Annotated in this window: 9 protein-coding genes; 3 read left to right on the forward strand and 6 right to left on the reverse strand. The window is 32.1% G+C overall.

Annotated features, from left to right (window positions below):
* Window positions 1-2 precede the first annotated feature (2 nt).
* The 5 genes from NLJ00_RS06445 to NLJ00_RS06465 form a co-directional block, all read right to left on the reverse strand.
* Window positions 3-1,388, reverse strand: coding sequence for an alpha-amylase family glycosyl hydrolase (locus tag NLJ00_RS06445; RefSeq protein ID WP_256636630.1), 1,386 nt, complete (start codon window positions 1,386-1,388; stop codon window positions 3-5).
* An 88-nt stretch (window positions 1,389-1,476) separates the two neighbouring features.
* A complete protein-coding gene (locus NLJ00_RS06450) occupies window positions 1,477-2,586 on the reverse strand; it encodes a SusE domain-containing protein (RefSeq protein WP_256636631.1) in 1,110 nt (369 codons plus the stop codon).
* A gap of 13 nt (window positions 2,587-2,599) precedes the next feature.
* Window positions 2,600-4,105 (reverse strand): RagB/SusD family nutrient uptake outer membrane protein, encoded by a 1,506-nt coding sequence (locus NLJ00_RS06455; protein WP_256636632.1) that lies wholly within the window; start codon window positions 4,103-4,105, stop codon window positions 2,600-2,602.
* A gap of 9 nt (window positions 4,106-4,114) precedes the next feature.
* Window positions 4,115-7,327 carry a TonB-dependent receptor gene (locus NLJ00_RS06460; RefSeq protein ID WP_256636633.1) on the reverse strand — a complete coding sequence of 1,071 codons (3,213 nt, stop codon included), beginning with the start codon at window positions 7,325-7,327 and terminating at the stop codon, window positions 4,115-4,117.
* 191 nt (window positions 7,328-7,518) lie between these two features.
* The gene (locus NLJ00_RS06465) at window positions 7,519-8,697 is read right to left on the reverse strand and encodes a FecR family protein (RefSeq protein WP_256636634.1); all 1,179 of its coding nucleotides are present in this window, start codon (window positions 8,695-8,697) and stop codon (window positions 7,519-7,521) included.
* Between the two features lie 273 nt (window positions 8,698-8,970).
* Between NLJ00_RS06465 and NLJ00_RS06470 the strand changes: the two genes are divergently transcribed.
* The 3 genes from NLJ00_RS06470 (at window position 8,971) to NLJ00_RS06480 (ending at window position 12,175) form a co-directional block, all read left to right on the forward strand.
* Window positions 8,971-9,171 carry a hypothetical protein gene (locus NLJ00_RS06470; protein ID WP_256636635.1) on the forward strand — a complete coding sequence of 67 codons (201 nt, stop codon included), beginning with the start codon at window positions 8,971-8,973 and terminating at the stop codon, window positions 9,169-9,171.
* Between the two features lie 104 nt (window positions 9,172-9,275).
* Window positions 9,276-10,841 (forward strand): vitamin K epoxide reductase family protein, encoded by a 1,566-nt coding sequence (locus NLJ00_RS06475; RefSeq protein WP_256636636.1) that lies wholly within the window; start codon window positions 9,276-9,278, stop codon window positions 10,839-10,841.
* Window positions 10,838-12,175, forward strand: coding sequence for a DUF6734 family protein (locus NLJ00_RS06480; protein ID WP_256636637.1), 1,338 nt, complete (start codon window positions 10,838-10,840; stop codon window positions 12,173-12,175). The genes NLJ00_RS06475 and NLJ00_RS06480 overlap by 4 nt, the downstream gene beginning before the upstream one ends.
* 179 nt (window positions 12,176-12,354) lie before the next feature.
* Here NLJ00_RS06480 and NLJ00_RS06485 read toward each other — a convergent pair whose 3' ends face one another.
* On the reverse strand, window positions 12,355-12,918 hold the full coding sequence (locus NLJ00_RS06485; RefSeq protein ID WP_053471565.1) for an RNA polymerase sigma factor: 564 nt from the start codon (window positions 12,916-12,918) through the stop codon (window positions 12,355-12,357).
* Window positions 12,919-13,027 lie beyond the last annotated feature (109 nt).

Genomic DNA, 13,027 nt, shown 5'->3' on the forward strand with positions numbered 1-13,027 from the left:
AATTAATTTTTCAATACTATATATTGAAAAGGCTGTAATGTTATTTCTGTACCAACAGTAACTGCTGCTCCGGTAAAAGCGTCTTTCCAGTTTCCTTTTAAAGTCGATGGAACAAGGTGTTTTACTGTTGCATCTGTTAAATTAGAAAGTACAAAAACTTTTTCGGAATCTTTTACCATTGTAAATGCACTTACAGCGTTGTTGCTGTATCCTGTAAAAGTTCCTGTTTTAATAGCGTTACTTGTGTTTCTAAAAGCTATGATTTTTTTGTATTCGGCAAGCATATCATTATCTGCAGTTGACCAGTCGATTGGCGTTTTTGCGAAATAATTCAATCTTTGAGCGTATCCAATTTCTTGTCCGTTATAAATCATTGGAACAGATTTTAAATAAGCAGCGACAACAAAAGTAGCAATCGATCCTTTTTTACCTCCGAAAAGTTCCAATGGAGTTCCGTCGGTAAGGTTTACGTCGTGATTGCTTGTGTATCTAACAACTCTGTTTTCAGGATTATAATTGTTTGCATATTCTGTTGCATTCGAATCCTGAATTGTAGTTGCTGGTTTGTTTTCCTTGAAAAGTTTTTCTAAAGTACTGAAGAAATTAAAACCAAATGTATAATCAAAACCAGAAGCAAAGTGATTGTATTTTGATCCTTCGGCAAGCATTAAAATAGATTGATTTTTTTTGATTTTTCTCAATTTTGTAATAGCATCTGCCCAGAAATTATTCGGTACAAAATCAGCATAATCGCATCTAAAACCGTCTATGTTTGCATTGTAAACCCAGTAAGACATGGCATCGATCATGGCATCTTTCATTTCGGTATTTTCAAAATTTAACTGCGCTACATCATTATAATTTGTTCCCGGTGGAATTATAATGTTTCCGGCTGCATCTTGCTGGTACCAGTTTTTATGTTGTGTAATCCATGCATTGTCCCAAGCGGTATGATTGGCAACCCAGTCCAAAACAACAGCCATGTTTTTTTTGTGTGCTTCTTCAACTAATGTTTGAAGATCTTGTAAAGTTCCAAAATCCGGATTTACGGCCTTATAATCTTTTACAGCGTAAGGTGAACCTAATTCGCCAGAAGCTCTTTCTTTTCCAACAGGGAAAACAGGCATTAAATAAATAACATTTGCGCCCAATTCCTGAATTTGATAAAGTCTATCCTGAACTCCTTTTAGTGTTCCGGCCTGACTAAAAGCACGAATGTTTACCTGATAAATTATTGCATCTTCTTTTTTTGGCATTTTTTCAAATGGAGCGCCATATTGTGTATATGTAGATTCGGGAGTTTTATCTGAATCATCGTCAGAAGAACTGCACGAAACAAATGCTACCGCCAACAGTAATGCGTAAACAAATTTTATATTAAATTTCATAATTTTTATATTTTAAATGATTGAGAAGTAACCTGCCTTTCGAAGTAAAAAGACAGGTAAACTCAAACCAAACTAAACTTAATTTTTGTTATTTTTTAACGATAGAAGTTATTGCAGTTGCCGGATAACCCGTACTTGCCGGATCTGTTTCAACAATTTTAAACGTAACTTCATAAGTTCCTGCTTCACCAATGGTGTAAGCGCCGCCATTATCAAGATTAACGATGTTTGTTGAAGCATCTGCCGGTCCGTAATTCACAGTCCATGCATCATTCAATCTAAATTTTAAAGCACCAGCCAATAAATTTGCCGTTATTTTCCATGTTTTTGTTACGTGATCGTAAGACATTGGTACAGAATGATTCCATCCATAATTAGGATCACCGGCCGTTTGTTCTGCTGTTGCAGATGCCGGTCCAACAATTCCCCAAGCATAAGGAGTCTGAGACCATTTTAAAGTATTTGTGTTTACTTTAATTTGATATGAACCTGCACCCGGAAGCACAAAATCAGTATCGCTCATGTTTTTCAAATCATTATTTGAAGCTCCTGCACCGTAAAATTGTGCCCAGTTTCTTCCTTTATTTAATTTAAATCCAGGACCTGCACCTTCTGCCACAGTCATGTAACCTTGATAAACGCCTAATTGAATTTCGGTTAATGCAGCAGCTGTTCCTACATCCCATCCCTGATAACTTCCCGGCATATAGATTTCTCCAAACACAACGGTTTTCAAGTAAGGCGTTACGGTTATAGTAACAGGATTTGAATATGTTCTATGATCCATAGAAGCTTCTACACGAATTACTAATTCTCCCGGAACATTAGGTTTCATCCCTAAATCCAAAGCAATTTTATTTAATTCTAATCCGGTAAATGATTTACTTAAAACATCTTCTCCGGCTTCAACGCGTTTCGCTTTTGACCATGCCTCGCTTCCTTTGATGTCAGTAGGCAAATCTAATTGTACGGCATAGCTCACTGGCGCCGCAATTGGGAAGGTTACTTTTGGATAGGAAACCAGTAAAGCGGCTTGATCTGAAGTATCTTCTTTAAGTACTATTGTATTAGATGATACCTCAATTCCGGAAGGAAAATTTACTGATTTTAGTGTCGTTACTGTTCCTTCAGTTTCACAGGAAGCGGCTAAAAAAACCAAACTTCCAAGTAAGAATAATTTATTGATATATTTTTTCATGATAGTTTTGTTTTTAGTAACCTGGGTTTTGTTTAAGTCCGCGATTCGCATCTAGAGCAGATGTTGGAATTGGGAACAATTTTCTATAAGCAGGTGATGCAGGTCTAAATTCGTTTGCCAATAAAAATTTATCAAAACGAATCATGTCTTGTCTTCTGTGGCCTTCCCAGCTTAATTCGAAACCTCTTTCATTATAAATATCATCTAGAGTAGGATTGTGGTCTAAACCATCTAAGCCTGCACGTTGTCTGATTTGATCTACAAAAGGTTTTGCTGCAGCTGCATTCCCTAAACGAGCATTACATTCTGCCATCATTAAAATTACGTCAGCATATCTGAAAATAGGAAAATCATTTGAAGCTCCTCCGCCTGATTTTACTCCTGCAGGATAAAATTTCACATTACGAACTCCTGCCTGAGGAAGCGCTCCGGGATTATCTAAAGAACCAACTTCAAGAGTGTAATTGAATCCTCCAGGCTGTTCACCCACTAAAAACTGTTTTCTACGAATATCATTTACATCGTATTTCAGGAAGAAATCTTTAGGAACAATAGTTCCGTTCCAACCGCTTAATCCAAATAAATTTACACCCTGCGGACCGTATACACTACGAACTGCATAAACATTACGGGAAACGACATCCAGAGTTGCGTAAATAGGCAAAATAGTTTCATCATCAGGAAGTACATCTCCAAATAATTCAAAATATTTATTCCCTAAAGGATTTGCAATATCGGCTGCGCCAGAATGAAGTGTAAATCCGCCTTCAGAAACTTTGTTACAAGCAGCTAAACATTCTGTCCATTTTGGAGTTCCGGTATAAACTTCAGCGTTTAAATACACTTTTGCAAGCAGTGTATAACCAGCCCATTTGTTGAACCTTCCATAATAATTTCCGCCTTTTGTTACAGAAAGTTGTTCTACGTTTTCGGTTAATTCTTTAACGATAAAATCAAATACCTCTTTACGGCTTGACTGCGGGATTTTATCAACGGTAATATTGTTGTTGGTGTAAAATGGAACATCACCAAAATCATCAATCAATAAGTAATAAAAGAAAGCACGTAATACTTTTGCTTCGGCAATTTTTGAAGGATCAGCACCTGATTTCTCTAATAACTCAACAGCTAAATTTGCATTGAAAATAGATTTGTATAACCAGTTCCATGTATTGTTAATAATGAATTCTGATGGAAGCCATTCGTGTTTGTGCAAACGGGCAAAATCCTGCTGCCAGTTACCATCTGTTCTATGCGGAATTACCTGCTCATCTGATGACATACAGTTCATGTCGTACCAGCCGTTATCAGCTCCTGCATAACCTACGCCAGGTACATTTTTACGTTCAAAGTCCCCCGGAATTTCTGCATAAACACTGGCAAGAGCAATATTAGCTCCTTCCGGAGTTCCATAAAAGGTGTCCGGCTGATATTTATCGTATATATTTTCGTTGATATCTGTACAGCTAAAAAGTGTTAGGAAACAAACGCTTGCTGTTACTATATTTTTAATTTTCATCTCTTTTTACTATTTAAATTTTACAGTCAAACCAAATGCAACACTTCTGGTACGAGGATAAATTCCTTTATCGCCTCCAAAATTATCATTAGGGTCACCACTTCCGCTTACATTCAATTCAGGATCAACACCTGTGTAATCTGTAATTAGCAGTAAATTGCTTCCTGTAAGAGAAAGTCGAACAGAGTCTACATATTTATCTGTAAAACGGAAAGTATATCCAGCAGTAACGTTCTCTAAACGCACGAATGAACCATCTTCTAACCATGTATCAGATCCGTATGGAGAAGAAAAAATTCCTTTATCACGAGCGCTCTCCAAAACATTTGAACTACCAGTGTTTTCCAGCATACTTAACCTTTGATTAAGTGTATTGTAAATTTTGTTTCCTCCAGAACCTCTCCACAACATAGAGGCATCAAAGTTTTTATATCTGTAAGATGGGTTAAATGCAAAAGTATAAGTTGGGAGTGCTGAACCTGCATAATAACGGTCTGGACTTGTAACACCTTGGTCAATTTTACTGTCTCCATCACGATCCTTTACGGTTTCAACACTATTTGAATTTGTACCAGTACTTTCTAAAATATAGAATGAACCAATTGGTTTTCCCTGTACTAATAATGAGTTTGGTGCTCCCCAATTTACATAGTTCGTATTCAAAGGAATACCATTAATACTGCCGCTTAAATTAAGCACCTCATTTTTCATTAAAGAAACGTTTCCTGCTAATGTCAATGTACTGTTGTTCGTTTTGATAACATCGTATGCAAGGGCAACTTCTAAACCTTTATTAGAAATGCTTCCCACGTTTGCTTTAATTTTATTATAAGGATAAGGAGGCTGAGGTACAGTATAATCAAATAAAAGATTATCTGTTGTAGAATCGTAAACATCTACACTACCTCTTAATCTGTTATCTAAAAGAGCGAAATCAAGTCCAATATTAGTTTGTCTTTTAGTTTCCCATTTCAAATCAGCATTTGCATTTTGGGCAATACCAAAATTAGTAATGATAGAACCTCCAAAATAAATATTTCCTGCGCTGTCTACTAATGGCAGCGAAGTTTGTGGATAAAGACCTTGCTGATTACCAGTTTCACCATAACCTACACGTAATTTTAATTCGCTAAATAGGTTTTGATTCAACATAAACGATTCTTTATTAATTTGCCAAGCTACAGATGCTGATGGGAAATTTCCCCATTTGTTGTTGGCACCAAATACAGATGAACCATCACGTCTGATACTTGCTGTAAGTAAATAACGGTCTAATAAAGAGTAGTTTAATCTTCCTAAATAAGAAACTAATGATCTGTCATTTTTATAAGATCTGATATCTCCGGCTCTTACTTTAGACAAATCACCAAACTGAAGTGCATTGTAAGTAGCTTCATCACTTATAAAACCTCTTGCCTGAGTATAATTACCCTGATAAGTCTGACTTTGCCATTCGTATAAAGCCAATGCATTAAAAGTGTGGATTCCTAATGTCTTTTTATAGCTAAGACTAACATTCGTTAATTTCTCGTTTTGTCTATCATTTTTAATATTAGCAAAACCGTGTTGCTCCACTGCATACGCTTCTGTAGATTCTGCAGGCATGTAATATCCTATTGAACTATTGGTTTTTCTCCAGCTTCCAAACCAATTTGCTGTAAAACCTTTTCCTAATTCAAAATCAGCTTTTAAACTTCCAAATAAATTATCATCTTGTCTTTCATTTGTAACGGTTTGCGCTGCAGCATAAGGATTTAAATAATGAAAAACCGTTCCATCTGTAAAATAAGTTCCATCAGTATTATAAACAGGATCTGTTGGTCTTGCCAATAATGCATTTGTGATTAAGTTTGATGTATAAGCAACTGTACCAATACTTCCAATACTGCTTGTTGTATTATTTATCCCTGAGTTTAAGTTAAAAGTCAATTTTAATTTGTCATCAAGAGCCAATTGTGTTGCCTGAATACGTCCAATATATTTTTGGTTGCTAGAATTGATTACAACTCCATCTTGCATGATAGCCGTAATAGAAGCTCTGTAATTGAATTTATCAGTTCCTCCGCCAAATGATAATGTATGCGTCTGCGTAATTCCAGTTTCAGTCAAAAGACCATACCAATTTGTATTTGAACCGTGATTTGAAGATGCCGGAACACCATACTTTTGAGCAGTTTCCCACCATTGGTTAGCATCAAGCATGTCTAATTTTTTCGGAATAAAATCAACAGATGTCGACCCGATGTATTCGATTGTAGTTTTTCCTGCTTTGTTTTTCTTAGTTGTTACAATGATAACTCCAGGCGCTCCTCTTGAACCATAAACAGCCGTTGCAGAAGCATCTTTTAAAACATCTATACTTTCGATTTCACTTGGAGGAACTTGATTTAACAAATCCATGTTTCCCTGAATTCCATCCACAACAACTAAAGGATCATTTCCTCCAATTAAAGAAGAAATTCCACGAATACGAACACTTGGTCCAGAACCCGGTTCGCTACCAATTTGAGTGATATTTACACCGGCAGCTTTTCCTGCAATTAATTGTAAAGGATTTACAATTGCACCCTGATTCATGTCTTTTGCAGCAATTGAAGAAACTGCTCCGGTTACATCTTTTTTTATTGCAGTTCCATATCCCACTACAACAATTTCCTGTAAGTCAGTTGCATCTGGAAAAAGCTGAATGTTTATTACGTTTTGGTTTGTCGTTACTTTTTTCTCTTTATATCCTACAAATGATACAATAATTACAGATTGAGTGCTTTCGACAGTAATTTTATATTTACCATCAAAATCAGTTACCATCCCGTTTTTTGTACCTTCTTCAAGAACAGAAGCTCCGGGTAAAGGCAGGCCGTTTTCATCGGTAATTACACCTGAAACAGTTTGCTTTTGAAATTCGATTATTTGTGTTCTGAGTTCTGGTTTTTTAAGGATAATCTGCGTATCTCTGATTTTAAATTCAGTTGGAGTTCCTTTAAAAATTCTGTCTAAAACCACATATATCGATTGATCTTTTACAGAAATAGAAACTGTACGATCTAAGTCGATATCGTTCAGTTTATAAATAAATCTGAAATCTGTTTTTTGTTCAATGGTCTCAATAACCTTCTCGATTGTTGAATTGTTTAATTCAAGGGTAACTTTTGTTTTTTGGGCATAAGTATTCCCTCTAATATTAAACATGGCGACCAAAATAAGTAGTGTAGTTAGTTTCAATTTTAGGTCATTTTGGAACAATGAGTATAGGAACCCATTATTCTTAGATTTTTTTTTCATAATTTTGTTAATTGATTGTAGTTAATTCGTTATATTCAATCACTTAGTTAATCGGAAATTGTTCGCAGCTCTTTCCGATTTTTTTATTCCTGTAATTTTAGTTCTTCATAAATTTTCATTGGTTTTAGTGGTTATTTAATTAGTATTTGATCGTTTTTTATGGTGTAATTGATACCGTGAATGTCGTTGAAATAACTCATCACTTTATCAATAGATTCATCGCTGAAGCTGGCATTGAATTTCTCGTTTGCCAGTTTTTCATTTTTATTTACAATAGTAACATTGTAACGTCTTTCCAGTTTTGTAATAATATTTTTGAAAGTCATATTTCTAAACGTCAGTCCGCCGTTTATCCATGAAGTATAGATATCCGTAATAACCGCTTTAGTCGAAATTTTAGCATTTTCTTTATTGAAACTTCCTTTAAAGCCAGGTTTTAAAATGGTGTTTTTTAAAGCATCAAATTCTTCGTTTGACTGATACATTCCAACAGAACCTTCAACCAAAACAACATCTGTTGCAGCGTCTTCAGGATAATTAGAAACGTTGAAATGTGTTCCCAGAACTCGAACATTCAATTCGTCAGCATTTACAATGAAAGGGTGTTTTTTATCTTTTGCAACATCAAAAAATGCTTCTCCATCAAGAAATACTTGCCTGCTTTCTCCAGCGATAAATTTTACAGGATATTTTAATGTCGTTCCCGCATTTAGGTGAACCATAGTTCCATCTGATAATTGAAGACGGAATTTTTTACCATATGGAATTTTAATCGTGTTGTAAACTAATTTTTCTGGATCTAAACTGTTTTCATAAGCAATTTTATCTCCGCTTTGATTTCCAACAATATTTCCTTTAGCATCTTTTATTTGTGCCGAATTATGCTCTGATAAAATCTGCGTTTCGCCATTTTCTAACTGTAATACAATGTCAGAACTTTTAAAATCGAATTTTGGTTCAGCAGGTTTGTCTGAAAGATTTTGTTTATAGAAGAAACCAATTCCCAGTAAAACAATTACAGAAGCAGCAATCGAAATATATTTTCTGAAATTTGATCTTCTCTCTGGCATTTCAATTACAGATTCTTCTTCTTTTGAAGCTGATAGGATATTCATGAAAATATCATCAGCAGTTTGTTTGTCCATTTTCGGCATTTCGCCAAGAAGATTTTGAATGTCTTCTACAGTTGGAAAATCCTCCGTAAGTTGATTTTTTTTATAATAAGCAACAACCTCATTTATTTCTTCGGGCGTGCATTGGTTTAAAACAAACTTTTGTAAAAGACTTTTTATTTCAGAATTTGAATTCATTACGAATTGTTTTTAGAGGGTGTTCTGAATATAATACAGTTGAAAACTATTTTAGTACTACTCAAACGTTGTAAAATTTTAAATTTTTACAATTTCAACTTCAGTTAAAAATCTTATATAAATTTTAGTTCTTAAACTAAGCATGAAAAATATTTCCAAATAATGTTTATAATCAATTAAAAATCAAACTCTTTTGTTAAAAGTTTTAAAAATAATTTGTAGTATTGTATTTACGTTATCTAACCTATATAATAATTTAAAAACCATTTAAAGATGAAAAAAATTAGTTTAAAAGATGTTAAAGATGCATTATCTAGAGATGAAATGAGATTAATTAAGGGTGGTTGTGGTCACACTTGTTGGCAAGGACTTTGCATTGGACCGGATCCATATACTGGAGAGCCACGTATATTTGGTCTTTGTAATCCTAATTTTCCTGAACAAAGAATAGCTTGTGAAGGACATGGAGGTTAATAATTTTTTAGAAAAATCACTATCTTTAATTTTAACAGGTAGTGATTTTTTATTTATAGTCTCTTAGTTTAAGGATACATAGGTTTAAAAAACATTCTATTAATATGCATAAAGAGTTTGATTCCTTTTTTTACTATCTTCAAAAGCAAAATGTCTATATAGACAAATCGGAATTTGTTTTTCAGATACAATCTCATCCAGATTATCCTTCTCTTTTATCAATAGTCGATACTTTAAATTTTTTTGATATTGAAAGTGGTTCAATCCATGTTTCTGCTTTAGAATTAGATTTGCTGCCCAATTATTTTATTGCTCTTTTAGAGGGAGAGAAACAAGATCAACATCTATGTTTTATAGAAAAGAAGGGAGAAGATTATTTTTATCTAGAAAACAAAAAAACAAAATTTTTATCAAAAACTGAATTAACACAGAAATGGTTGAATGTTGTTCTTTTAATTCAGGAATCAGAATTAGATAAAGTAAAAAGAAATAATTTTATTCGGTTGTTACCTTTCTTGCCATTATTATTTTTAGGTTGGTTATTTCTTTATAATATAGATTTAAAAAGCATATTACTTTTTGGATTTTCCATTATTGGGTTTTTATTTTCACTATTTGCTTTAAAGGATTTGTTTGGAATAAAAAGTCAAACTATAGATGCTTTTTGTACTATCACTAGTAATATTGATTGTGAAACTGTTTTTAAATCAAATAAATGGACATTTTTTAAGATTATTAATTTTAGCGATTTAAGTATTGTTTTTTTTAGTACTCAGGTTTTTGGATTGATGATTTCAATATTTATCGGAGAATCAAATAATTTTTTATTGATCCAAAATATTTTTCTTTATGCGACAATTCCTGCAATTGTGATTTCATTGTATTATCAAAAAAATATAGAAAAAAAATGGTGCTCAATATGTTTAATCATTATTGGAATTCTATTAGGAGAATTAATTTACTTATTAATAATTAACACAAGTCAAAGATTTTATATATCGTTTAAGTCAAGTCTTTTTTTTGCATTTTTTATTATTATAGCATATGTTTGGTTTCTGACAAAAGGTATACTTACAAGTTTTAAAGAATTAAAAGAATTTCAACTGAAAGCGAATCGTTTTCTTAGAAATTATAAAGTCTTTAAAAATAATCTATTATCGAAAAATAAAGAAAAACTTCTGTCTTCTCCAATTGTTGTAGGGAATCAGAAAAGCAAAACAGTTATTACAGTTATTACAAACCCTTTTTGTAATCATTGTGAAAACGTACATAAAATTATTAATGAAATTTTAAAAAAAAACAGCCATAGTTTACAAGTCAAATTTTTGATTAAGGTAAATATGAATTTTGAGAGTGATGAGAAAAAAGAATTTTTTAGAATTTTGCTAAGTCTTTATTTTAGTCATAATGAGCAGATTTTTTTAGAAGCATTGTCTTATTGGTTTGAAGAAAAAGACATGGAAAAATGGAAAAAAACATACAGCCTTTCTAATATAAATCTTATAGAGATTGATAGTACATATGAAAATATTAATGACTGGTGTATAATAAATAATTATCATTATACACCAGCTATTTTTATTAATGGTTATCCATATCCAGCTGAATATGATAGAAGTTTTTTGCCTTATTATGTTAATGAAATTATTGAAGACAATTTTTTTATATGAAAATAATACAAAGTTTTTGGTCAGGAAATGAAACAAATTTTGCAAATGATGCTGGATGGTATTCGTATAAGTATAATTGGCTTAGTTGGATTTTGAGTTGTCATCAATTAGTAAATTATCACGATGAGGTTGAACTGTATACAGATCAATTCGGATATAAAATTTTAATTGAAGAATTGAAATTGCCATATACAAAAGTGCATGTTTTATTAGATGAAATAAATAATTATCCTAAAGATTTATGGGCAGTTTCAAAAGTTAAAACTTTCGAAATGCAAAAAGAACCATTTATTCATGTTGATGGAGATGTATATGTCTGGGAATCTTTGAATGAAAAATTTAAAAATTCAGGTTTAATAACGCAAAATTTAGAGTTGACAACTTCATATTATCGTAAACACTGGGAGGTAATTTATCCCCATCTTCGTTTTATGCCTGACGAATTAAAGAAATATAGTGACGGTGAAAGCAATTTTGCTTGCAACATGGGGATTATAGGAGGAAACAATATTGATTTTTTTCAAAAATATTGTAAAAAAAGTATTGAATTTGTTGATAATAATATCAGAGTTTGGCCTAACATAGAAGGACAATATTTTAATCTGTTTTTTGAGCAGGTGTTGTTCTATCAATTTGCAAATCAATCTAATCAAAAAATTGATTTTTTGTTTCCAGAAACGCCTAAAGATAATGAATATCTTGGTTTTGCAGATTTTGATAAAATCCCTAATAAAACTTATTTACACCTATTAGGAGTGTACAAGAAACAGCGCCCAGTTTGTAAAGCATTGGAAATATATACAATGAAACATTATCCAGAACAATATACTGCCTTAATGCGCTTAATTAATAAATTTAATAGCAATAATGAGGAAATTGAAATTCTTAATAAAACAACAGTACATGAATTAATTATTGATTTTGAAAAAAAGATAAAACTTAAAGATTTTGATAGTACAAAATTTTTATTAAAAAGAGATTTATTTAATGAAGGATTAACTATTTCGCTTGATAATTATTTATTGAAAAATATTGATTTTATGATGGTTTTACTTCCAGGTTTTGTAAAAAGATTTGATGAGATAAACAATGAATATTTATTAGAAATCCAAGAATTAAATCTAGAATCTAGAATTTATCGATTAGATGAGATTGACGAGATTATATTATGTGAATTAAATCAATCAATAGAGTACTTCAAATTTATATCTAAAATTGGAGAATATTTTGATGAGGAGGAAGGAGTGGAAGCAAAAAATGAATTCTTTTTTTTAATAAATAGTCGAATTCGAAATTATTTGATTTTGAAGATAATAAGTATTTATAAAATTTAAGCTAATCTTAATACCATTTCTGATAATACAGTTATTTAAAAAAGATGTAAAAATTGGTAAACAATATTTAATTATTTTGAATGTTTTTTTAACCTTCTTAATAGTAAGGAGATTTTCAGGATAATTCAAAAAAAAATCACCCGGAAAGAGTGATTTAATTGGTTAAAAATTGGTTTTGGTTAGATAATCTCGTCATGAACCTGAAAAAAGACTCGCATTGATTCTAATGCTTTACTCATTTGATTCCGGACAGTATTTATAGAGATGCCGAGTTCCTGACTAATTTCTTCGTAACTCATGCCTTTCTTTCGTGACATTTTAAAAATTTGTTTCCGCTTTGGCGGTAATTGTTTCATTGCTTGTTTTTGAAGTTTTTTACAGTCTTCTTCCCGAATGGAGTAATCTCCATATTCATGTGATTTTTGACTTTCATAAAAAATAGCTTCTTTTAAAACCAAATCATTTGCTGCTTTATTCAAGGTATTAAAAGCCTGATTTCTGGCAATGGTAAAAATATACGCTTTAAAAGATTGTTCTAAGTTTAGGTTTTCCCGATGCTGCCAGACTTTCATAAAAACATCCTGTACATTTTCTTCGGCAGCTTCTTTTGATTTTAATAAACTAATGCTGTAGCCATAAATATCCTGATAATACAAATCAAAAAGGGAACGAAAAGCTTTTTCGCTGCCATTTTTTAATTCGCTTACCAATAATTTGTCGCTATAGTCTTTGGCTTCCAACATTAAATTAATTAGTTTGTATTTAAATCTAATTATATTACGATACTATCAAAATCGATACTCTAATGCGTTGAGTGGTTAGCAAATATATAAAAATATTATTCGCAGCAAA

This window comes from Flavobacterium panici (assembly GCF_024499525.1).
Lineage (GTDB): Bacteria > Bacteroidota > Bacteroidia > Flavobacteriales > Flavobacteriaceae > Flavobacterium > Flavobacterium panici.

Excerpts from the sequence above, each read along its gene's own strand:
- NLJ00_RS06445 (WP_256636630.1), bottom strand. The coding sequence starts at position 1,388 with ATGAAATTTAATATAAAATTTGTTTACGCATTACTGTTGGCGGTAGCA.
- NLJ00_RS06475 (WP_256636636.1), top strand. The coding sequence starts at position 9,276 with ATGCATAAAGAGTTTGATTCCTTTTTTTACTATCTTCAAAAGCAAAAT.
- NLJ00_RS06465 (WP_256636634.1), bottom strand. The coding sequence starts at position 8,697 with ATGAATTCAAATTCTGAAATAAAAAGTCTTTTACAAAAGTTTGTTTTA.
- NLJ00_RS06455 (WP_256636632.1), bottom strand. The coding sequence starts at position 4,105 with ATGAAAATTAAAAATATAGTAACAGCAAGCGTTTGTTTCCTAACACTT.
- NLJ00_RS06485 (WP_053471565.1), bottom strand. The coding sequence starts at position 12,918 with ATGTTGGAAGCCAAAGACTATAGCGACAAATTATTGGTAAGCGAATTA.
- NLJ00_RS06480 (WP_256636637.1), top strand. The coding sequence starts at position 10,838 with ATGAAAATAATACAAAGTTTTTGGTCAGGAAATGAAACAAATTTTGCA.
- NLJ00_RS06470 (WP_256636635.1), top strand. The coding sequence starts at position 8,971 with ATGAAAAAAATTAGTTTAAAAGATGTTAAAGATGCATTATCTAGAGAT.
- NLJ00_RS06450 (WP_256636631.1), bottom strand. The coding sequence starts at position 2,586 with ATGAAAAAATATATCAATAAATTATTCTTACTTGGAAGTTTGGTTTTT.